The organism is Methylobacterium nonmethylotrophicum, assembly GCF_004745635.1.
GTDB lineage: Bacteria > Pseudomonadota > Alphaproteobacteria > Rhizobiales > Beijerinckiaceae > Methylobacterium > Methylobacterium nonmethylotrophicum.
In genome coordinates this window covers 1-20,575 of sequence record NZ_SRLB01000060.1, presented here as the reverse complement: position 1 = coordinate 20,575, position 20,575 = coordinate 1, and the positions used below count along the sequence as shown (strand labels likewise).

The 20,575-nt window shown below is 71.7% G+C and carries 20 protein-coding genes; 17 read left to right on the top strand and 3 right to left on the bottom strand.

What is annotated here, in order from left to right:
• Positions 1–135: 135 nt before the first annotated feature.
• Positions 136–960, bottom strand: a complete 825-nt coding sequence (locus EU555_RS34635; protein WP_135419846.1) for an IclR family transcriptional regulator — start codon at positions 958–960, stop codon at positions 136–138.
• Between the two features lie 162 nt (positions 961–1,122).
• On the opposite strand from EU555_RS34635, the gene EU555_RS34630 reads away from it, so the two are divergent.
• From EU555_RS34630 to EU555_RS34555, 16 genes are all read left to right on the top strand, one after another.
• A complete protein-coding gene (locus tag EU555_RS34630; RefSeq protein WP_135419845.1) occupies positions 1,123–1,812 on the top strand; it encodes an SDR family NAD(P)-dependent oxidoreductase in 690 nt (229 codons plus the stop codon).
• Positions 1,809–2,099, top strand: coding sequence for a (2Fe-2S)-binding protein (locus tag EU555_RS34625; protein WP_135419844.1), 291 nt, complete (start codon positions 1,809–1,811; stop codon positions 2,097–2,099). Before EU555_RS34630 ends, EU555_RS34625 begins: the two co-directional genes overlap by 4 nt.
• The gene (locus EU555_RS34620) at positions 2,092–3,468 is read left to right on the top strand and encodes an FAD/NAD(P)-dependent oxidoreductase (RefSeq protein ID WP_135419843.1); all 1,377 of its coding nucleotides are present in this window, start codon (positions 2,092–2,094) and stop codon (positions 3,466–3,468) included. The genes EU555_RS34625 and EU555_RS34620 overlap by 8 nt, the downstream gene beginning before the upstream one ends.
• Positions 3,468–4,619: an NAD(P)/FAD-dependent oxidoreductase gene (locus EU555_RS34615; RefSeq protein WP_135419842.1), complete on the top strand. Its 1,152-nt coding sequence runs from the start codon at positions 3,468–3,470 to the stop codon at positions 4,617–4,619. Before EU555_RS34620 ends, EU555_RS34615 begins: the two co-directional genes overlap by 1 nt.
• A 34-nt stretch (positions 4,620–4,653) precedes the next feature.
• Entirely contained in the window at positions 4,654–6,207 is a 1,554-nt protein-coding gene (locus EU555_RS34610; RefSeq protein WP_135419841.1) for an ABC transporter substrate-binding protein, read from the top strand.
• A gap of 276 nt (positions 6,208–6,483) precedes the next feature.
• Positions 6,484–7,425: an ABC transporter permease gene (locus EU555_RS34605; RefSeq protein ID WP_135419840.1), complete on the top strand. Its 942-nt coding sequence runs from the start codon at positions 6,484–6,486 to the stop codon at positions 7,423–7,425.
• Complete coding sequence (locus EU555_RS34600; RefSeq protein WP_135419839.1) at positions 7,422–8,276, top strand: ABC transporter permease; 855 nt, start codon at positions 7,422–7,424, stop codon at positions 8,274–8,276. The genes EU555_RS34605 and EU555_RS34600 overlap by 4 nt, the downstream gene beginning before the upstream one ends.
• An 8-nt stretch (positions 8,277–8,284) precedes the next feature.
• Positions 8,285–9,313, top strand: coding sequence for an ABC transporter ATP-binding protein (locus tag EU555_RS34595; protein WP_245524642.1), 1,029 nt, complete (start codon positions 8,285–8,287; stop codon positions 9,311–9,313).
• Entirely contained in the window at positions 9,310–10,293 is a 984-nt protein-coding gene (locus EU555_RS34590; RefSeq protein WP_135419838.1) for an ABC transporter ATP-binding protein, read from the top strand. The genes EU555_RS34595 and EU555_RS34590 overlap by 4 nt, the downstream gene beginning before the upstream one ends.
• Before the next feature lie 15 nt (positions 10,294–10,308).
• A complete protein-coding gene (locus EU555_RS34585) occupies positions 10,309–10,785 on the top strand; it encodes a RidA family protein (RefSeq protein WP_135419837.1) in 477 nt (158 codons plus the stop codon).
• Positions 10,786–10,885: 100 nt separating this feature from the next.
• Positions 10,886–11,287, top strand: a complete 402-nt coding sequence (locus EU555_RS34580; protein WP_135419836.1) for a hypothetical protein — start codon at positions 10,886–10,888, stop codon at positions 11,285–11,287.
• Between the two features lie 206 nt (positions 11,288–11,493).
• Positions 11,494–12,018 carry a YciE/YciF ferroxidase family protein gene (locus EU555_RS34575; protein ID WP_135419835.1) on the top strand — a complete coding sequence of 175 codons (525 nt, stop codon included), beginning with the start codon at positions 11,494–11,496 and terminating at the stop codon, positions 12,016–12,018.
• Positions 12,019–12,258: 240 nt separating this feature from the next.
• Positions 12,259–13,374, top strand: coding sequence for a calcium-binding protein (locus EU555_RS34570; protein ID WP_135419834.1), 1,116 nt, complete (start codon positions 12,259–12,261; stop codon positions 13,372–13,374).
• A gap of 532 nt (positions 13,375–13,906) precedes the next feature.
• Entirely contained in the window at positions 13,907–14,410 is a 504-nt protein-coding gene (locus EU555_RS34565) for a hypothetical protein (RefSeq protein WP_135419833.1), read from the top strand.
• 12 nt (positions 14,411–14,422) lie between these two features.
• Positions 14,423–14,866 (top strand): DUF421 domain-containing protein, encoded by a 444-nt coding sequence (locus EU555_RS34560; protein ID WP_135419832.1) that lies wholly within the window; start codon positions 14,423–14,425, stop codon positions 14,864–14,866.
• A gap of 95 nt (positions 14,867–14,961) precedes the next feature.
• Positions 14,962–17,667 carry an MGH1-like glycoside hydrolase domain-containing protein gene (locus tag EU555_RS34555; protein WP_135419831.1) on the top strand — a complete coding sequence of 902 codons (2,706 nt, stop codon included), beginning with the start codon at positions 14,962–14,964 and terminating at the stop codon, positions 17,665–17,667.
• A 79-nt stretch (positions 17,668–17,746) separates the two neighbouring features.
• Here the strand turns inward: EU555_RS34555 and EU555_RS34550 are convergent, their stop codons facing one another.
• Positions 17,747–18,988 (bottom strand): class I SAM-dependent RNA methyltransferase, encoded by a 1,242-nt coding sequence (locus EU555_RS34550; protein WP_135419830.1) that lies wholly within the window; start codon positions 18,986–18,988, stop codon positions 17,747–17,749.
• Positions 18,985–19,728, bottom strand: coding sequence for a TlyA family RNA methyltransferase (locus tag EU555_RS34545; protein ID WP_135419829.1), 744 nt, complete (start codon positions 19,726–19,728; stop codon positions 18,985–18,987). Before EU555_RS34545 ends, EU555_RS34550 begins: the two co-directional genes overlap by 4 nt.
• A gap of 117 nt (positions 19,729–19,845) precedes the next feature.
• On the opposite strand from EU555_RS34545, the gene EU555_RS34540 reads away from it, so the two are divergent.
• Positions 19,846–20,391, top strand: a complete 546-nt coding sequence (locus EU555_RS34540) for a superoxide dismutase family protein (protein WP_135419828.1) — start codon at positions 19,846–19,848, stop codon at positions 20,389–20,391.
• The last annotated feature ends 184 nt before the right edge of the window (positions 20,392–20,575 follow it).

Here is a 20,575-nt window from a genome sequence, read left to right as displayed (position 1 = left end):
AAGAGGCGCCGCAAGCACCCCACTTCAGCCACTCGCCGCCGCCGCGCCACGACCGAGCCCACCCCCTGGGTAATTACACGACGCCCGCCCGGCTCTCCGCCCGGCGGGCGTCGTCGTGTTCGAGGCTCCCTTCCCTCACGATGGCCGCTCCATCGCGGCGCCGGCGCGGCGCAAGGTCTCGTCGAAGGGATTCAGGCGCGCGGCGATCCCGGCGGCCTCGCGTTGCAGCATCCCCGCGATGGCGTCGCGGCGCTCGCCGGCGAGGCGATCGACCGTGCTGCCGACGCTCAAAGCCGCGACCGCGCGGCCATCGGTGTCGAGGACCGGCACCCCGAGCCCGGCCATGCCGGGGATCAGGCCGGAGGCCGCCGCGCAGTAGCCGAGACCGCGGGTGCGGGCGATCTCGGTGCGCAGGAAGGCCTCGTCGAGGCTCGTCACCTCGCGCATCCGGGGAAGGTTGTAGCGGATCACCGCCTCCTGCTCGTCCTCCGGCAGATGGGCGAGGATCGCCATCGCGCCCTGGCCGAGGCCGAGCATGACCCGGCCCCCGATGTCGCCGGTGAAGGAGCGGATCGGCAGCGGGCCGGCCGTGCGGTCGATGCAGACGGCGTCGTAGCCGCTGCGCACGAGGAGGAAGACCGTCTCGCCGAGTGCGCCCGTGAGGCGCAGCAGCGCCGGCCGGGCGAGATCGCGCAGGCCCAGCGGATTGCCGGCCCGGGCGGCGAGACGAAACAGCCCGAGGCCGAGCCGGTAGGTCTTCGTCGCCGGATCGAGGTCGACCAGTTCCTCTGTCACCAGGGCCCGCAGCAGCCGCAGGGCCGTCGGTGCCGGCAGGCCGGTCGCGTCGGACAGGGCGCTCAGGCGTGCGCCGCCCGGGCCGGCCTCGCCGAGATGACGCAGCAGCCCGGCGATCCGGGCCGGGCCGGAGCGATCTGATTTCGTTCGAGGGTGGTCCGGCATGTTGATCGCGCGTGTCGATTTCAGTGAACGGAAGAACGCTGGCAAAATCCTTCGCCTGGCGAAATAGATGTTGCCGAAGCTGCGGCAACGATCAATCCTCCGCAACCGTGAACGGCAGGGGATGATCGGCGATGCGGCGATCACCGGAGGAGCGGGGCGGCGATGCTTGAGCCAGCGGGACGCGTCGCGATGGTGTCGGGCGCTTCGCGCGGAGTCGGGCGGGCGGTGGCCGAGCGGCTGTCCCAGGCCGGCTATCGCATCAGCGCGGGCCTGCGCGAGCCGCGCCGTGCTCCGGCGGAGTGGCACGCCTGCCGCTACGAGGCCGAGGAGCCCGGCAGCGCCGAGGCGTGGGTCGCGGACACGATGGCGCGGTTCGGCCGTGTCGACGTGCTGGTGAACGCCGCCGGCATCAACCCGATGGCGCGCCTCCTCGATCCGGATGAGACGGCCCTCGACGCGCTGCTGGCCGTCAACGTCAAGGCGCCGATGCGCGTGATCCGGGCAGCCTGGCTGCACCTCGTCGCGTCGGGCTCGGGGCGGATCGTCAACCTCGCGTCGCTCTCCGGCAAGCGGGTGCGCAACGACAACGCTGGCTACGCGATGGCGAAGGCGGCGCTCGTCAGCCTCACCCAGGCGGTGCGGCGCGAGGGCTGGGAGCACGGCATCCGGGCGACCGCCTTCTGCCCGGGCTTCGTCGAGACCGACATGACCGCCCACGTCACCAAGCAGCCGCGGGAGCTGATGTCCCGGCCCGAGGACGTCGCCGCCGTCATCGAGACCCTGGTGCGCCTGCCCAACACCGCGAGCGTCGCCGAGTTGCTGCTCAACTGCCGGCACGAGGACATGCTGTGACCGGGCTGTTCCAGCGCCTCGCGACGCGCCCGGGCGCGGCCATCCCCTTCACCATCGACGGGGCGCCGGCGGAGGCGAAGGCCGGCGACCTGCTGATCGGAGCGATCCTGCTGTACCGGCGCTCGCTGCGCCGGTTCGAGTTCGGTCCGGGCGAGCGGGCCGGCTTCTGCCTGATGGGCGCGTGCCAGGATTGCTGGGTCGGGCTCGCGGACGGCCGGCGGGTGCGGGCCTGCACCACCCTGGTCGAACCCGGCATGGCGGTCATCACGGGAGGCGCTGGTGGCTGAGGCGACCGTCGCGATCGTCGGCGCGGGCCCGGCGGGCCTGCGGGCCGCGCAGGTCCTGGCCGAGGCGGGGTTGCGTCCCCTCCTCATCGACGAGGGTCACCGGGCCGGAGGACAGATCTACCGCCGGCCGCCGCCCGGCGCCGAGCGACCCGCCGCGGACCTCTACGGCTTCGAGGCCGGCCGGGCGCGCGCCCTGCACGACCTCGCCGAGGCGCTGGCCCCGAGGATCGACTACCGGCCCGGCACGATGGTGTGGGGGATTGCGCCGCGGGAGCCCGCGGGCTTCGACCTCGACTGCCTCGGGCCCGCCGGCCACGGGCGGATCGCCGCCGACCGGCTGGTCCTCGCGACCGGCGCCATGGACCGCACCCTGCCGTTCCCGGGCTGGACGCTGCCGGGCGTGTTCACCCTCGGGGCGGCGCAGATCGCCCTGAAGGCGCAGGGCATGGCGATCGGCCGGCGCGTCGCCCTCGTCGGGGCCGGGCCGCTGCTGCCGCTCGTCGCGCACCAATACGCCAAGGCGGGAGCGACCGTCGTGGCGGTGCTCGACGTCACGCCGCTCGGGGCGAAGGTCAGGGCGGCCCCGCGCCTCGCGGCCGTGCCGGCGACCCTGGCCAAGGGGGTCTGGTATACCCTGGCATGCGCCTTGCGCGGCATGCCGGTGCGCTCCGGCGTGCGGGCCCTCGCGGTCGAGGGAGACCATCAGGTCGAGGCGCTGACCTTTGAGGATGCAAGCGGTCGTCGGCACCGGGTGGCCTGCGACGCGGTCGGGGCCTCGTTCGGCCTGCGCAGCGAGGCGCAGGCGGCCGACCTCGCCGGGTGCCGCTTCGTATTCGAGCCGCTGACGCGGCAGTGGCAGCCCGTGCGCTCGGGCCAAGGGCACTCCTCGCACCCGCAGGTCTACCTCGCCGGCGACGGCAGCGGCATCGGCGGGGCGGACGTGGCCGAGCTGCAGGGCGAGCGCGCGGCCCTGGCGCTGCTCGCCGATCTCGGCCGGCCGCGCGACACCTCGCGAGAGGCCCGGCTCGACCGGCGTCTTGCCCGCCAGGCCGGCTTTCGGGCCGCGCTCGAAGCGGCCTATCCCTACCCGCATCACCTCGTGGACAGGATCGGCGACGACGAGATCGTCTGCCGCTGCGAGGGCATCACCGCCGGCGCGCTGCGGCGGGCCGCGACGGAGCGGGAGGCGCGCGAGATGAACCGCCTCAAGGCACTGACCCGGGCCGGGATGGGCCGCTGCCAGGGCCGGGTCTGCGGCCACGCCGCCGCCGAGATCCTGGCGAGACGCCTCGGCGTGCCCGTCGAGGCGGTCGGCCGCCTGCGCGGGCAGGCGCCGATCAAGCCGATCCCGCTGCGGGAGCCGGCGTGATGGAGCACCTCACCGTCGACGTCGCGATCATCGGCGGCGGCACCGCCGCCTGCGCCGCCGCCGTCGCCCTGCGCGAGGCCGGCCTGACCGTCGCCCTGCTGGAGAAACGCCTGTGCGGCGCAGGCGCCAGCGGGGTGAATTTCGGCGGCGTGCGCCAGCAGGGGCGCGATGTTGCGGAGCTGCCGCTGTCGCGGCGCTCCCGGGCGTTGTGGGACGGGCTGAACGCCAAGCTCGGTGAGGATGTCGGGTTCGAGGCGACCGGCCATATCAAGCTCGCCCGCTCCGAATCCGACATGGCGGTGCTGGAGGCCTATGCCCGCGACGCGGCGGAACACGGCCTCGATCTCCAGCTCCTCGGGGCGAACGCGCTCAGGGCCGAGATGCCGTGGCTCGGCCCGGCGGTGGTCGGCGCCTCGCTCTCGCCGACCGACGGCCAGGCCAACCCGCGGGTGGTCGGGCCGGCCTTCGCGCGGCTCGCCCGGCGGCTCGGCGCCGAGCTGCGCGAGCATAGCCCGGTCCGCCACGCGGCCCATGACGGCGCCGGCTTCACGGTCGAGGCCGAGGGGGTGACGGTGAAGAGCCGCAGCCTCGTCAACGCCGCGGGCGCCTATGGCGGCGCGGTGGCGGGCTGGTTCGGCGAGGCGGCGCCGGTGGCGCCGCTCAGCCCCAACATGGTGGTGACCGAGCCCCTCGCTCCCCTCGTCACGCGGTCGATCGGGGTGGTCGGCGGGGACGTCTACCTGCGCCAGACCCGGCGCGGCAACGTGGTGCTGGGCGGCGGGCGCGGCACGGCGGACGTCGCCGACGGCCTCGCCCGGCCGGTCTCGGCGACCTCGCTCGCCGCCGGCGCCAAGACCCTGGCGCTGGTTCCGGACCTCGCCCACGCCCAGGTCATCCGCAGCTGGAGCGGCCTCGACGGCGAGATGCCGGACCACATCCCGGTCATCGGGCCGTCCTCGACCAGGCCCGGCCTGGTTCATGCCTTCGGCTTCTCCGGCCACGGCTTCCAGCTCGGCCCGGCGGTCGGCGAGATCCTGGCGGAGCTCGTGACGCAGGGGCGCTCCACCTCACCCCTCCATCCGTTCCGGATCGAGCGGTTCGCCGGCTGGCGCGGCGGCCCATACCGGTCGGAGGGCGAGATCGAGCATTGATGACTCACCGAACGAACACAGGGGGATCACCACGATGAGACGCTTCCTCTTCGCAGCAGTGGCCCTGCTCTCCGGCGGCCCCATCCTGACGCAAGATGCCTCGGCGCAAGGCACGAAGACGCTGACGATCGGCATGGCGGCGGCGGACGTCAGCCAGCTCGATCCGTTCCGGGCCACCAGCACCCAGGACAAGCCGGTCGTGTCCTGGATCTTCAACGGCCTGGTGCGGTTCAAGCCGGGCTCGACCAGCCTCGAGACCCTGGAGCCGGACCTCGCCGAATCCTGGACCCGCTCGGAGGACGGCCGGACCTGGACCTTCGCCTTGCGCAAGGGCGTGAAGTTCCACGGCGGCTACGGCGAGATGACCGCCGATGACGTCGTGTTCTCGCTCAAGCGCGCCGCCGATCCCAAGACCTCGTCGTTCTCGACCGATTACGCCGCCTTCGAGACGATCGAAGCCGTGGACCCGTACACGGTGCGGATCGCCCTCAAGCACCCGGTCCCGTCGCTGCTCGGGCTCGTGGCGAACTACCACGGCGGCAACGTGCTGAGCCGGAAGGCCGTCGAGGCGCTCGGCAACGACTTTCGCCTGAAGCCCATCGGCACGGGTCCCTTCGCCTTCGCCGAGTACAAGCCGAACGAGAGCGTGCGGCTGACCGCCAACCCCGACTATTTCCGCGGCACGCCGAAGCTCGGCGGCATCCTGTACCGGCTGATCCCGGCCGACGCCGCCCGCGACCTCGCCTTCACCTCGGGCGAGCTCGACATCGTCTACGGCCGCCAGGACCAGCGTTGGGCCGAGCGGTTCGGCCGCGAGTCCGACGTCTCGGTCGACATCGTGCGGCCGGCGGAACTCTCGTTGCTGCATCTCAACATCAGCCACAAGCCGCTCGACGACGTGCGGGTGCGCCGGGCCATCGCCCACGCGGTCAGCCAGGGTCAGATCGTCCAGTTCAAGGGCGCCAGCGTCACCGAGCCGGCGGTGTCGATCATCCCGAAGGGCTATCTCGGCACCGACGACAAGGCGCCGCTGCCGGCTTACGACCCGGCCAAGGCCAAGGCGCTGCTGGCGGAGGCTGGCCAGCCGAACGGCATCACCATCACGGCGATCCAGACCAGCCTGCCGACCATGCTGACCGCGATGCAGATCGTGCAGGGCCAGCTCAAGAAGGCCGGGATCGAATTGAAGCTCGACGTCGTCGACCACCAGACCTTCCACGCCCAGATCCGCAAGGACCTGTCGGACGCGGTCTACTACGCCGCCGCGCGCTTTCCGGTCGCGGACACCTACCTGACCCAGTTCTTCGATTCGGCCTCGACGGTGGGCACGCCCGGCGCCGTGACCAACTTCTCCCATTGCAGCGCGGCCGATGCCGAGATCCGCAAGGCGCGCACCGAGCCCGATCCGGAGAAGCAGAAGGCCCTTTGGAAGGAGGCGCAGGCAAAGATCATCGCGCAGGTCTGCGCCGTGCCGCTCTCCGAGGGGCTGCAGGTCTGGGCGCACAGGAAGACGGTCGATTACGGGTATGATTTCAAGGGCGCGATCCACCTCGGGCCGGTGATCACCGAGGCGACAGATAAGAAGTAAGTCTTTCTCGGCGCGCGGCTTACCTGATTTTCACGGCCGGTCGCGTGCATCCCCTCCCCCCTCTGCGGGGGAGGGTGGCGAGCAGAGCGAGCCGGGAGAGGGGACGCCGCTTCCGGATATGGCGGAGCCGTTGTGAGGGGCGCTACCTCGAACAGAGTCGCGCTGCCCCTCTCCCGCCCCACTCCGTGGGGCACCCTCCCCCGCAGAGGGGGGAGGGGGAAAAACCCGCGCGTCATTCGGTGATGCCGCGATACCTCCCTCCAACCCCGGCCCACCATGCTCCAGTTCATCCTCAAGCGCCTGCTCCTGGCGATCCCGACCCTGGTGGCGGTGCTGACCGTGGTGTTCGTGCTCGTGCGGGTGGTGCCGGGCGACCCCACCATCGTGATCCTGGGCGATCAGGCGAGCGCATCCGCCCGGGCCGACCTGCGGGCCAAGCTCGGGCTCGATCAGCCGATCGTGGTCCAGTACCTCGCCTTCATGGGCCAGATCGCCACCGGCGACATCGGCCGCTCGCTCACCACCAACCGGCCGGTTCTGGAGGACGTCGCCCACGTCCTGCCCTACACGATCGAGCTGACGCTCGCCGCCGTCGCCATCGGGGTCGGGATCGGGGTGCCGCTCGGCGTCGTGGCGGCGCGGCGGCGCGACGGGCTCGCCGACTGGATCGCCCGCATCGTGTCTCTGGCCGGCGTGTCGTTCCCGGCCTTCGTGTCGGGAATCCTGCTGCTGATCGCCTTCGCGGTGCAATTGCGCTGGTTCCCGGTGATCTCGACGCCGCGCACCGGCGGGATCCTCGACCGGCTCGGCGCGCTCGTGCTGCCGGCCCTCAATCTCGGCCTCCTGATGGTCGCCTACGTCACCCGCGTGACCCGCTCCGGCATGCTGAAGGCATTGGGGGAGGACTATGTCCGCACCGCCCGGGCCAAGGGCATGCCGGCGCGGGTCGTGGTCTGGCGCCACGCGCTGCGCAACGTGCTGGTGCCGGTCGTCACCGTGGTCGGGCTCTATCTCGGGGTGCTGATCGGCAACGCGGTGCTGACCGAGATCGTGTTCAACCGTCCCGGCCTCGGCAAGCTGATCGTGACCGCACTGACCCAGCGCGACTACAGCCTGCTCCAGGGCCTGATGGTCGTCTCCGCCTTCGCCATCGTGGTCGCCAACGTCCTCACCGACATCGCCTACGGCCTCGTCGATCCGCGGGTCTCGGCCCAATGAGCGCCGCAACCGCCTCCGCCGCCCCGAGCGCCTGGCGCCGGGCCACCCGCTCGCCGGGCCTGGTGATCGGGCTCGCGATGGTGCTCACCGTCGTCGCCCTGGCGATCCTGGCGCCCTGGATCGCCCCGCACGATCCCAACGAGCAGGACCCGGTCGCCGCGCTCACGGGCCCGTCCGCCGAGCACTGGTTCGGCACCGATTTCTTCGGCCGCGACGTGCTCTCGCGGGTGATCTGGGGTGCCCGGATCTCGCTCTCCGTGGGCTTCCTGGCGACGGCCATCGGGGTCGTCGTCGGCACGGCGATCGGGGTGCTGGCCGGCTATTTCGGCGGCTGGACCGACCGGCTCATCACCGCGGCGACCGACGTGCTGCTCAGCTTCCCGCAGCTCATCATGGGGCTGATGCTGGTGGCGGTGCTGGGCCCCAGCCTCGGCAACCTGATCCTCGCCATCGCGGTCACGGCGGTGCCGGCCTTCATCCGCATCGCCCGGGGCTCGACGCTCGCCATGCGCCAGCGCGACTTCGTCGATGCCTGCCGGGCGCTCGGCTATGCGGACCTCCGCATCATGTTCGGCCACATCCTGCCCAACATCCTCGACGAGGTGGTGGTGCTGGCCTCGCTCTGGCTCGCCACCGCGATCCGCACCGAATCGACCCTGGCCTTCATCGGCCTCGGGGTGCCGCCGCCGACGGCCACCTGGGGCAGCATCGTGCGCGAGGGCTTCGACAACCTCCTCGACGCGCCCTGGCTGTCGATCTTCCCGAGCCTCGCGATCCTCGCCGTGATGGTCGGCCTCAACCTGATCGGCGACGGCCTGCGCGATGCCACCGACCCGCGGGGGGCGCCATGAGCACCGCCATGAACGCTGCCATGAACGCTGCCATGAACGCTGCCATGAACGCCGCCACGAGCACCGCGATGCCGGACCTCCTCACGGTCGACGGTCTCACCACCCAGATCCGCGTCGCCGGCACCTGGCACGACGCCGTGCGCGAGGTCTCGTTCTCGGTCTCCGGCGGCGAGACCCTGGCCCTCGTCGGCGAGTCGGGCTGCGGCAAGAGCCTCACCGCCCTGTCGATCATGGGGCTGCTCGCCCCCAAGGTCGGCCGCGTCGCCGCGGGCTCGATCATGGTCGACGGCACCGACATGCGGGCCGCGACGGAAGCCCAGCGCGAGGCGATGCGCGGCGACCGCCTGGCGATGATCTTCCAGGAGCCGATGACCTCGCTCAACCCGGTCCTGACGATCGGCTTCCAGATCGCCGAGGCCCTGCGGCGCCACCGCGGCCTGTCGAAGGCGGCGGCACGCGAGAAGGCGATCGCGCTCCTCGAGCGGGTGCGGGTGCCCTCGGCGGCCGAGCGGATCGACGCCTATCCGCACCAGTTCTCCGGCGGCATGCGCCAGCGGGTGATGATCGCGATGGCGCTCGCCTGCGGCCCCCGCGTGCTCATCGCCGACGAGCCGACGACGGCGCTCGACGTCACCATCCAGGCGCAGGTGCTGGCGCTCCTCGCCGACATCCAGCGCCGCGAGGGGCTGGCGGTGCTGCTCATCACCCACAATCTCGGCGTCGTCGCCTCGGTCGCCGACCGGGTGATGGTGATGTATGGCGGCGACGTGGTCGAGAGCGCGCCGGTGCGCGCCTTCTTCGCCCGTCCGACCCACCCCTACGCGGAAGGCCTGCTCAAGGCGATGCCGCGGGTCGACCGGGTGCAGGACCTCGCGGCCATCCCCGGAACGGTGCCGACCCTGCCGGAGATGCCGGAGGGCTGCCGCTTCCAGGGCCGCTGCCCATTGCGGGAGGAGCGCTGCCGCGAGCGGCCGCCGCTCGTGCCCCTGGCGGGGGCGCCCGGCCATGCGGTGCGCTGCTGGGTGAGGGCCTCATGAGCACGTCGTCGTCCCCGTTGCTCGAGGTTCGCGACCTGTCCAAGACCTTCGCGATCCGCCGCGGCTTCCCGGTCGCCAAGACCCGCCTGGTGCGGGCCCTCGACCGGGTGTCGTTCACCGTCCAGCGCGGCGAGGCCCTCGGCATCGTCGGGGAGTCGGGCTGCGGCAAGTCCACCACGGCCCGCGTGGCGCTCCGGCTCACCGAGGCCGACGGCGGCTCGGTGCGCTTCGACGGGCAGGACGTGCTCGCCGCACCCGGATCCGCGCTGCGGCGCCTGCGCCGGCGGATGCAGATCGTCTTCCAGGATCCCGCCTCCTCCCTCGATCCGCGCCAGCGCATCGGCGACGCGCTGGCCGAGCCGCTGCGGGTCCACGGCCTCGCCCGCGGGGCGGAGCTGCCCGAGCGGGTCGCCGGCTTGCTCGCCGAGGTCGGCCTGCCGGCGAATGCCGCCGCGCGCTTTCCGCATGAATTCTCCGGCGGCCAGCGCCAGCGCATCGGCATCGCCCGGGCGCTGGCGCTCGGGCCCGACCTGATCTTCGCCGACGAGCCGGTCTCGGCCCTCGACGTCTCGGTCCAGGCGCAGATCCTGCGGCTGCTCGAATCGCTGCGCCAGGCCCGCAACCTCGCCTTCGTGTTCATCTCGCACGACCTCGGCGTGGTGCGGCATTTCTGCCAGCGGGTCACCGTGATGTATCTCGGCCGGGTGGTGGAGAGCGGCCCCGTGGCCCCGCTCTTCGAGGAGCCGCTCCACCCCTACACCCAGCTCCTCAAGGCCTCCTCGCCGGTGCCCGATCCCGAGCGGCCGGTGGCGATGAGCTTCCAGGAGGGCGAGCCGCCATCCCCCCTCTCGCCCCCGCCGGGCTGCCACTTCCATCCCCGATGCCCCCGCGCCTTCGACCGCTGCCGCGCCGAGGCTCCGGCCCTGCGCGAGGCGGCGCCGGGCCGCGCGGTGGCTTGCCATCTCTACGGCGAGGCGTGACGAAGGGAGCGGACCATGACGGAGCCCGCGATGACGCCGGAACAGAAGCTCGCCGAACTCGGCCTCACCCTGCCCGCCGTGCCGGTGCCGGTGGCGAACTACGTGCCCTACCGCCTCGTCGGCGACCTGCTCTACCTCTCGGGCCAGGGCCCCAAGCGCCCGGACGGCACCTACCGCCCCGGCCGGCTCGGCCGCGACGCCACGATCGAGGAGGGCTACGCCGACGCGCAGCTCGCCGGGTTGCAACTCCTCGCCGTCGCCAAGGCGGCCCTCGGCGACCTGTCCCGCATCAAGGCGGTGGTGAAGCTCCTCGGCATGGTCAATGCCGAGCCCGATTTCGCCGACCACCCGAAAGTCATCAACGGCTGCTCCGACCTGCTGGTCAACGTGCTGGGCGATGCCGGCCGCCACGCCCGCTCGGCGGTCGGCATGGGCTCGCTGCCGAACCGCATGACCGTCGAGGTCGAGGCGATCCTGCAGGTCTCTCCGTAGACGGCCACGTGTGCGGCCGGAGACCGCGCTATCCCCAACCGCCCCCGGTGCTCTAGCTTCCGCGGCGGCGACGATGCGCCTTGCGAGGAGAGCACGCGAGATGAAGACGTTTGGGGTGGTGGCGGTCATCGGACTGGGCCTGGTCTGCGCGGCGGGAGCCGCCTCGGCTCAATCCTGGGGGCCCGATTACGGCTCCCGTGACCGAGACCGGGACTATCGCGATCGCGACTACCGTGACCGGGGCCCGGATTACGGCCGCCGCGACTACGACGGTCGCGACCGGGATTACGGTCGTCGGGACTACGATGGTCGCGACCGCGACCGTGATTACGGGTACCGGGACCGCGGACCGCGGCAGCAGGGCGGGATCGCCTTCGACGAGCGCGAATACCTGCGCTGCAATCCGGACGTGGCCCGGGCCGTCCGCAGCGGCCAGATGGAATCCGGTCTCAAGCACTTCCAGGTCCATGGCCGTCGCGAGGGCCGCAAGCTGGCCTGCTGACCGGTCGCGCCCGGCCTCCAACCATGAGACGCTGCGCCGGGGCCGCGCCCCGGCGACGGCACCGCGCCCGCCGCTGCCCCCGCTATCCACCGATTCGGATCGACTCCGCCGGGACCTCCGGCAGGTCCCGCGCGTTCTGCCCGTGATCGCCGCACCACGATGTGGCGGATCGGTCGATTGACCGACAGTCAATCCGGAGCGCCTGAATGACAGCGAAGCAGAAAAACTTGCAGGACGCGTTCTACGAGACGCTGAAGGACGTGTACTATGCTGAACGGCAGTCCGTCCGTGCGCTGAAGAAGGCGGCGAAGTCGGCGCAACACGAGGAATTGCGGCAGGCCTTCGAGACCCATGCCGAGGAGAGCGCGACCCAGGTCGAGCGGCTCCAGCAGGTCTTCGACATCATCGGCAAGCCCGCCCGCGGCAAGACCTGCGAGGCAATGCAGGGGCTGACGAGCGAGATGGAAGAGGATCTGGAGGATTTCGGCGAGGGACCGGCCGCCGATGCCGTCCTGGCCGGCTGCGCCCAGGCCCTCGAGCATTACGAGATCGCCCGCTACGGGACACTCAAGACCTGGGCGCTCCAGCTCGGCCACAAGGATGCGGCCAAGCTTCTCGACGAGACGCTGCAGGAGGAGAAGAGGACCGACCAGCTCCTGACGACGATCGCCGAGCGCATCAACGTCGAGGGTGTCGAGAGCGGCCGCACAGCGTCCGGCAAGGCCGCCTGAGCGATCGGTCAAGGGCGGCGCCACGGCGCTGCCCTGCACGCGCCAGGGCAAAGTAAGATGGGAACTTTTCTTTCACAGATTAATTCGACGGTCGCAAACTTCAAGCTGAGCCGAATTACCAGATCACCGAACGATATTAAGCAATAAATCCTATTTTTAACCTGTGATTGGGCCTAAGGAATTTTTCATCTGTAGTTTTTCGTGGTCGCAGTTCCTGTCCAGTTCATGGAAGGATGAAGCATGGCCACGATCACAGGTACGAACGTCAACGACGCGATCACCGGGACACCCGGCAACGACGTCATCCTGGGCCTCCTCGGAGACGACACCATCACCGATCCGGGCGGCTTCAACCGCATCGACGGCCAGGACGGCAACGACCTCATCACCGGAGGCGCCGACATCGACTACATCGCCGGCGGCCCGGGGAACGATTCCATCCTCGGCGGCAGCGGCTTCGACCAGATCATCGGCGAGGCTGGCGACGACGTGATCTACGGCCAGGACGGGGACGATTACGCGGCCGGCAATCCAGGCAACGACACGCTGTTCGGCGGGGCCGGCAACGACTTCTTCGTCGGCGAGCAGGGAAACGACACCGTCTACGGCGAGGCCGGCAACGACTTCGTGGCCGGCGGCGAGGATGACGATCTCGTGAGCGGCGGCGACGGCGACGACCTCGTCGACGGTGATCTCGGCAACGACAGGCTGTTCGGCGACGCCGGCAATGACCTTCTGTTCGGCGATTACGGCGACGACCGCATGACTGGCGGATCGGGTGACGACCGCCTCGACGGGGCGATCGGGACCGATACGGCCGTCTTCGACGCCCGGTTCCAGGACCTGCGGGTCACGTCCTCGGGCGCGCTCGTCGCTTTCGACGGGTCGACCGGGCACGACGAGGCCCGGAACACCGAGGTGTTCGCGTTCGCCGACCGCACCATCGTCCAGGCCGACGGCGCCCCGGCGGTCGACGACCTGTTCTACCTGAGCCGGAACACCGACGTGCTGCTCGCCGGCCTCGATGCCGACGCGCATTTCGCGCAGTACGGCTGGAAGGAGGGCCGCGACCCGAACGCCTTCTTCGACACCCGGGGCTACCTCGCGGCCTATGGCGACGTGGCGGCGGCCGGCATCGATCCGCTCCAGCACTATCTCACCTACGGCTGGAAGGAGGGCCGCGACCCCTCCGCCAACTTCGACACCAAGGCCTACCTGGCGGCCAACCCCGACGTGGCGGCGGCCGGCATCGATCCGCTCTCGCATTTCCTGCAATACGGCAGCGGCGAGGGCCGGTCCGTGGAAGCCGGCGACGGCGCCTTCGCGGCCGTGACAAGCCCGGGTGTCTACGTCTGAGCGAGACGGGACGCGGCCTGACCCGCGGCGTCCCGACCCGGCCCGTCCTGCCGGCCGCGTCGGCATGCCGGCAGGATTCCGCTTCCATCTCGCGGGCATGCCCTCGCGCGAGCGGGCCATTCCCGACGGGCGTCCCGCCGCAGGCCTCCTGAACCGGCTCGGTCTCAAGACTGAGGAAGCGCCCGGCCGAGCGCGGGCGGGCCCCGGGCCCGTCCCACCAACGATGTCCGGCCGCGAGGGAGGAGATGCCGCCGGCGCGGCAACCGGCGCTGCCCTTACGGGACCGTATCGGATCGATCCTCGCCGGCGAACCGCCCCACGTCCCGCACGTTGGGGCGTGCGGAATGCGGGGCGATCCAGGGCGATCCCGTGGGATCCGGCCGCCGCACCGGCGCAGTGACCGTCGGCACGTCCGAGCCTGGATCGCGCCGTGCCCACGACGACCGGGCCCCATGCGCCGCATCCGTGACCCAACGTCCCTCGTCGGATCCGGCCCGCGCCGCCTCGGCGCCCTTGCACGGAGACCACCCGGATGTTGAGCGGGAACGACGACAGCGCGACCGACATCCGGACCTATCCGGTCTTCGAGCAGCGGTGGAACGGGTTCCAGACCATCGTCCAGGGCCTGATCGGCCTGATGATCGCGGCCGGCCTCGCCGGCCTGTTCGGCGACGGGCCCCTCGCCCATGTCGAGCGCCCCGTGCCGGGGACGCCGGTGGTGCTGCGCTACGACCGCTTCCTGCGCGCCGGCTTCCCGGCCCAGATGCGGGTCGCGATCACCCGGCCGCTCGACGACGAGCACGTCGCGGTCGACCTCAACGGCGACTTCCTCGCGCACGTCTCGGTCGACGCGACGCAGCCGCGGGCCGAGGCGGTGGATGCGACGCCGGCCGGCGTCACCTACCGCTTCCGCCTCGGAGCCGAGCGGCGCGGCGACATCACCCTCATGCTCTCGCCCCGCGCGTACGGCGCCACGAAGGCGACCGTCTCCGTTCTCGGCCGGACGGTCGAGGCGCCGATCCTGATCTATCCGTGACGCGAGCCCCCGATGCGCACCGTCCTCACCGCCGCCCTGATGTACGGCCTCGTGCTGATCCTGCTGCGGATCACCACCCGGCGCATCATGCGCTCGGCCACCCCCCTCGACATGGCGGTGGTGTTCCTGTTCGGCGGCATGGCGGTGCAGCCGATCCTCGGTGCCGACCGCTCGATCACCGGCGCGCTGCTCGCCGCCTGCACGGTGGCGGGCATGCACCTCGCGGTGTCGCGGCTGAAGCTGTGGTGGCCGGTCGTCGGGCAGGTGGCGGACGGCACGCCGGTGGTGATCTACTCGAACGGCACCTGGGACTGGAAGCAGATGCACCGGCTGCGCATCGACGAGCGCGACGTGGTCGCGGAGATGCGCCAGACCGGCATCCGCAGCTTCGCGGAGGTGCAGTCGGCGAGCATCGAGCATACCGGCGGCATCACCATCGTGCCCAAGGACAAGTGATCCCGGACGCAAGCCGGTTCTGCCTTCGGGCGTGCCGGTGTTCGAGCCTGTCGTGATACGAGGGCCGGGCCGATCCGCCACCGGGACGCCCCGCCATGCCCGCCTCCCCTGCTCCTTGCCTCTCCGACACCGAGGAGGGCCGCCGCCTCGCCGCCGTCGAGGCCAAGGGGTGGCACCGCTGGGGGCCGTACCTCAGCGAGCGGCAATGGGGCACGGTGCGGGAGGATTACAGCGAGGGCGGCACCGCCTGGGACTACCTGCCCCACGACCATGCCCGCTCCCGCGCCTATCGCTGGGGCGAGGACGGCATCGCGGGGTGGAGCGACGACCGCCAGCTCTGGTGCCTGGGACTCGCCCTGTGGAACGGCCGCGACCCGATCCTGAAGGAGCGGATGTTCGGGCTTACCAACAGCGAGGGCAACCACGGCGAGGACGTCAAGGAGCTGTGGTGGTACCTCGACGCCACCCCGACGCATTCCTACATGCGGATGCTCTACAAGTACCCGCACGCGGCCTACCCCTACGCCGACCTCGTCGCCGAGAACGGCCGGCGCAAGGGAAAAAGCCTCCCCGAATACGAGATCGCCGAGACCGGCGTGTTCGCGGGCGGGCGCTACCACGACGTGACGGTGGAATACGCCAAGGCCGCGCCCGACGACGTGCTGATGCGGGTCACGGTCGTCAACCGCGGGCCGGAGCCGGCCGAGCTCCACGTCCTGACGCAGCTCTGGTCGCGCAACACCTGGTCGTGGGGGCGCGAATCCTGGGAGCCGGACCGGCCGCGCCCGCTCCTGCGCCTGACCGAGACCGGAAGCGTGGAGGCGACGCGCAAGAGCCTGCCGCCGATGCGCTTCGCGAGCCTGCAGCCGGCCGAGTTCCTGTTCTGCGAGAACGAGACCAACGCCCGGCGGCTGTTCGGCACGGCTGGGCCCGCCCACCCGAAGGACGCGATCAACGACCGCGTCGTCGAGGGCCGGCGCGACGCCGTGAACCCCATGAACGAGGGCACGAAATGCGCAGCCTGGAGCCGGCTGACCGTGCCGGCCGGCGGGGTCGTCACCTTGCGCTTCCGCCTCGCCCCCGCGGCGAGCCCGGACGACCGTGATCCCGCGGCCTTCGACGCCGTGATGGCGCAGCGCCTCGCCGAGGCCGACGCCTTCTATGCCGCGCTCCAGCGCGACGTCGCCGACCCGGATGCCCGCCTGGTCCAGCGCCAGGCGCTCGCCGGCATGCTGTGGTCGAAGCAGTTCTACCATTTCGACGTCCGCCGCTGGCTGTCCGGCGACCCGGCCCAGCCGGCCCCGCCCGCGGCCCGCCGCCACGGCCGCGACAGCGACTGGACGCATCTCAACAACGCCGACATCGTCTCGATGCCGGACAAGTGGGAATATCCCTGGTACGCGGCCTGGGACCTCGCCTTCCACTGCGTGACCTTCGCGCTGATCGACCCGGCCTTCGCCAAGGGCCAGCTGATCCTGCTCACCCGCGAATGGTACATGCACCCGAACGGGCAGCTGCCGGCCTACGAATGGGCCTTCGGCGACGTGAACCCGCCGGTCCATGCCTGGGCGGCGCTCCGGGTCTACCGCATGGACCAGGCGATGACGGGGAAGGATGACCGCGCCTTCCTGGAGCGCGTCTTCCACAAGCTGATGCTGAACTTCACCTGGTGGGTGAACCGCAAGGATGCCGGCGACCGCAACGTCTTCCAGGGCGGATTCCTCGGCCTCGACAACATCGGCATCTTCGACCGCTCGGCGAGACTCCCCACCGGCGGCACCCTCGACCAGGCCGACGGCACCGCCTGGATGGCGATGTACAGCCTCAACCTGATGCGCATCGCCCTCGAACTCGCGATCGAGGACCCGGTCTACGAGGACATCGCCACCAAGTTCTTCGAGCACTTCCTGACCATCGCCGAGGCGATGACCCATGTCGGCGACGACGGCACCGGCCTGTGGGACGAGACCGACGAGTTCTACTACGATGTCCTCAGCCTGCCCGACGGCCGCCAGGTGCCGCTGCGGGTGCGCTCGCTGGTCGGGCTGATCCCGCTCTGCGCCGTCGAGGTGCTGGACGACGATCTCGCCCTGCGCTTTCCGGCCTTCGCGCGGCGCGCCCGCTGGCTCCTGACCCACCGCCCCGACCTCGCCGCCCAGGTCTCGCGCTGGGAGGAGCCGGGCCGCGGCAACCGGGTGCTGCTCTCGCTCCTGCGCCGCCACCGCATGAAGGCGCTCCTGCGCCGGATGCTCGACGAGACCGAGTTCCTGTCCCCGCACGGCGTGCGCTCGGTCTCGAAGGCGCACGCGGCGGCGCCGTTCCGCTTCCCCTGGGACGGGCAGACCTTCGCGGTCGATTACGAGCCGGCGGAATCGACGACCGCGGTGTTCGGCGGCAACTCGAACTGGCGCGGACCGATCTGGCTGCCGATCAACTACCTCCTGGTCGAGGCCCTGACCGAGTTCGGCCGCTTCTACGGCCCCGAGTTCAAGATCGAGTGCCCGTCGGGCTCAGGGATCTACCTCACCCTGCCGGAGATCGCCGACGCCTTGTCCGCCCGGCTCACCCGCCTGGTGCTGCGCGGCCCCGACGGCCGCCGCCCGGTCCTCGGCGACAACGCCCTGTTCCAGGACGACCCGCATTTTCGCGATCACGTCCCGTTCCACGAGTACTTTCACGGCGATACCGGTGCGGGCTTGGGGGCAGCGCACCAGACCGGGTGGACGGGGCTGCTGGCGCTGCTGCTGCAACCGCGGCGGAATGTGGCGGGCGGCCAGGTGCCGGCGGCGCCGGAGGGGTGAGCCGGGTCGCAATCAAAATTCTCATCAATTTTTCAAAGCAGAGCGCAGTTCCCCTCTCCAGGCGATCGACTGAATTGGGTCAACGCTTCTTGCCCGGCCGCCGAAACACACCGACGATCTCGACATGCGGCGAGTGACGGAACTGGTCGACCGGGGTCACCGCCTCCAGCCGGTAGCCGCCACGCACCAGCAACGCCGCGTCGCGGGCGAAGCTGCCGGCGTCGCAGGAGACGCCGACCACGACCGGCACCTTCGACTCGGCGATGCGCGCGCTCTGCGCCTCGGCGCCGGCGCGGGGCGGGTCGAAGACGACGGCGTCGTAGCGGTCGAGCTCGGGCGCCAGCAGCGGGCGGCGGAAGAGGTCGCGGCGCTCGGTCGTGACGGTGCGCAGGCCCGGCGTCTCCCGGAAGGCGCGGTCGAGGGCGGTGAGCGCCCCGGCCTCGCCCTCGACGGCGTGGACGCTGCGGCCTTCGGCGAGCGCCAGCGAGAAGGCGCCGGCGCCGGAGAAGAGGTCGGCGACGCGTTTCGCCTTGCCGACCCCTTCGACGACCAGGCGGGCGAGCACCGCCTCGCCCTCCGCCGTCGCCTGCAGGAAGCCGCCGGCGGGCGGCACCAGGCGGGCGCGGCCGGCCAGGATCTCGGGGAGACGGCGCACGATCAGCACGTCGCCGTGGAGCGACAGCCGGGCGAGGTCGAGGTCGCCGGCAAGCCGGACCAGCGTCTGGCGCGCCCGCTCGGAGGCCGGGCCGTGGCCGCGGATATCGACGTCGAGGCCCCCCGCGGTGGCGGTCACCTGCACGTCGAGGGGCTTTCCGCCGCCCAGCGGACGGCTCAACGCCCGGGCGACCTCGGGGGCGCGGTGCAGGGCGGCTTCCGTGATCGGGCAGTGGTCGATCGCCACGAGGGCGTGGCTGCGCGCCGCCATGAAGCCTGCCTGAGGCCCACCCTCCGCGGCGCGCACGTGCAGGGTGATGCGGCGGCGCCCGAGGCCGTGGGCGTCGAGGAGCGGTGCCACCGGCGCCTCGATCCCGGCCCGCGCGAGCGCCCCGACCACGAGGTCGCGCTTCCACTCGGCGTAAGGCGCCGGCGCGAGGTGCTGGATCGCGCAGCCGCCGCAGGTGCCGAAATACGGGCAGAACGGGTCGATCCGATCGGTCGAGGGGTTGAGCACGGCATCGAGCCGGGCGCGGGCGGGGCGGGTCCCCTCCTCAGGCTCCGCCCGCACTGTCTCGCCCGGCAGGGCGCCCGGCACCACGATGCCGTCCGGCGTCACCCCGTCGCCGCGCAGGCCGAGGCGGGCGATCTCCATCACGTCGCTCATCGCCCGGCCTCCCGCACGGCGCCGATCAGGAACTCGCGGTTGCCGTCGCCGCCCTCGACGGGCGACGGGATCAAGCCCAGCACCGCGAAGCCCAACGACGCGACGAGCGTCCGGATCCGGTCGCAGACCGCCTGCTGCACCGCCTCGTCGCGCACCAGCCCGCCGCGGCCGACATGCGCGCGCCCGGCCTCGAATTGCGGCTTGATCAGTGCCACCAGGGTGGCGCCGGGCGCCAGGAGCGGGACCACGGGCGGCAGGACCAGCCGCAGGGAGATGAAGCTCACGTCGATCACCAGGAGGGAGGGCGGCTCGGGGAAGGTAGAAAGGGCGCGGGCGTCGGTCGCCTCCAGCGCGGCGACCCGGGAGTCGGCGGCGAGGCTCGGATGGAGCTGGAAGCGGCCGACATCGACGGCGTGGACGAAGGCCGCGCCGCGGCGCAGCAGGACGTCGGTGAAGCCCCCGGTCGAGGCGCCGATATCGAGGCAGGTCCGGCCCGCCGGGTCGATTCCGAAGGCGTCGAGGGCGGCGGCGAGCTTCAGCCCCCCGCGGGAGACGTAAGGATGCGGCGCCTCGGCGACGATGACGGCGTCCCGGGCGATGAGGTCGGAGGCCCGTCGCACCACCTCGCCGTCCGCCCGCACCAGCCCGGCCTCGATCGCGCCTTTCGCCCGCGCCCGGCTCTCGAAATGGCCCGCCTCCACCAGGAGGCGGTCGGCCCGCAGCCGCTCGCCCGTCGTCATCACCCTCGATCCTTGGTCGAATAAGACCGGTTTCGTCGCGGCTCCGCCCTCGGCAGGCCGTCCCCGCCGGCACGGAACGCCCTAGCTATCCGGCGACACACGAGGAGAGTGTTCCCCATGAGACGACACATCGTGCTCGCGAGCGCCCTGGCCTTCGGCCTCGCCGCCCCCGCGCTGGCGCAGGACAAGCCCGCTCAGGACAAGCCGGCGGCGCCGACGACCTACGACGCGCCGATCGTCAACAACAAGGGCGAGACGATCGGCAAGATCGCGCTCCGGGACGGCGCCAACACCCTGGTGATGCGGGTGACGATCCAGGCCGGCGGCCTGCCGCCCGGCTGGCACGGCATCCACTTCCACGCGGTCGGCAGCTGCGCCGACACCGACAAGTTCCAGGAGTCGAAGGCGCACGTCAATCACGACAACGCCAAGCACGGCCTCCTGAACCCCGAGGGCCCCGACGAGGGCGACCTGCCCAACGTCTACGCCGCCGCCGACGGCTCGGTGAATGCCGAGGTGTCGAGTGACACCCCGCTCACCGGCGAGGGGGGCCTGAAGGACAATGACGGCTCGGCGCTGATCATCCACGCCAACGAGGACGACCACGCCACGCAGCCGATCGGCAATGCGGGCGCCCGCATCGCCTGCGCGGTCATCAAGTAGCGTGGAGCGGGCCGCGTCCTGCGGACGCGGCCCGGGACCCGGTTCAGCGCTGGCGCCGGGCGACGCTCACGACGTTGCCGTCGCGCGCGGGCTTGGCTTCCTCGCGCGCCGGCAGGGCGGCCTCGACCGCCTTGACGATCGAGGCTGCGTCGAGACCGGCCTGCGCGTACATCCGCTCCGGCGT

Coding starts and splice junctions, on each gene's coding strand:
- EU555_RS34560 (WP_135419832.1), top strand. CDS start 14,423: ATGCGCACCGTCCTCACCGCCGCCCTGATGTACGGCCTCGTGCTGATC.
- EU555_RS34585 (WP_135419837.1), top strand. CDS start 10,309: ATGACGGAGCCCGCGATGACGCCGGAACAGAAGCTCGCCGAACTCGGC.
- EU555_RS34610 (WP_135419841.1), top strand. CDS start 4,654: ATGAGACGCTTCCTCTTCGCAGCAGTGGCCCTGCTCTCCGGCGGCCCC.
- EU555_RS34570 (WP_135419834.1), top strand. CDS start 12,259: ATGGCCACGATCACAGGTACGAACGTCAACGACGCGATCACCGGGACA.
- EU555_RS34595 (WP_245524642.1), top strand. CDS start 8,285: ATGAACGCTGCCATGAACGCTGCCATGAACGCTGCCATGAACGCCGCC.
- EU555_RS34605 (WP_135419840.1), top strand. CDS start 6,484: ATGCTCCAGTTCATCCTCAAGCGCCTGCTCCTGGCGATCCCGACCCTG.
- EU555_RS34635 (WP_135419846.1), bottom strand. CDS start 960: ATGCCGGACCACCCTCGAACGAAATCAGATCGCTCCGGCCCGGCCCGG.
- EU555_RS34590 (WP_135419838.1), top strand. CDS start 9,310: ATGAGCACGTCGTCGTCCCCGTTGCTCGAGGTTCGCGACCTGTCCAAG.
- EU555_RS34565 (WP_135419833.1), top strand. CDS start 13,907: ATGTTGAGCGGGAACGACGACAGCGCGACCGACATCCGGACCTATCCG.
- EU555_RS34545 (WP_135419829.1), bottom strand. CDS start 19,728: ATGACGACGGGCGAGCGGCTGCGGGCCGACCGCCTCCTGGTGGAGGCG.
- EU555_RS34600 (WP_135419839.1), top strand. CDS start 7,422: ATGAGCGCCGCAACCGCCTCCGCCGCCCCGAGCGCCTGGCGCCGGGCC.
- EU555_RS34555 (WP_135419831.1), top strand. CDS start 14,962: ATGCCCGCCTCCCCTGCTCCTTGCCTCTCCGACACCGAGGAGGGCCGC.
- EU555_RS34630 (WP_135419845.1), top strand. CDS start 1,123: ATGCTTGAGCCAGCGGGACGCGTCGCGATGGTGTCGGGCGCTTCGCGC.
- EU555_RS34580 (WP_135419836.1), top strand. CDS start 10,886: ATGAAGACGTTTGGGGTGGTGGCGGTCATCGGACTGGGCCTGGTCTGC.
- EU555_RS34575 (WP_135419835.1), top strand. CDS start 11,494: ATGACAGCGAAGCAGAAAAACTTGCAGGACGCGTTCTACGAGACGCTG.
- EU555_RS34550 (WP_135419830.1), bottom strand. CDS start 18,988: ATGAGCGACGTGATGGAGATCGCCCGCCTCGGCCTGCGCGGCGACGGG.
- EU555_RS34615 (WP_135419842.1), top strand. CDS start 3,468: ATGGAGCACCTCACCGTCGACGTCGCGATCATCGGCGGCGGCACCGCC.
- EU555_RS34540 (WP_135419828.1), top strand. CDS start 19,846: ATGAGACGACACATCGTGCTCGCGAGCGCCCTGGCCTTCGGCCTCGCC.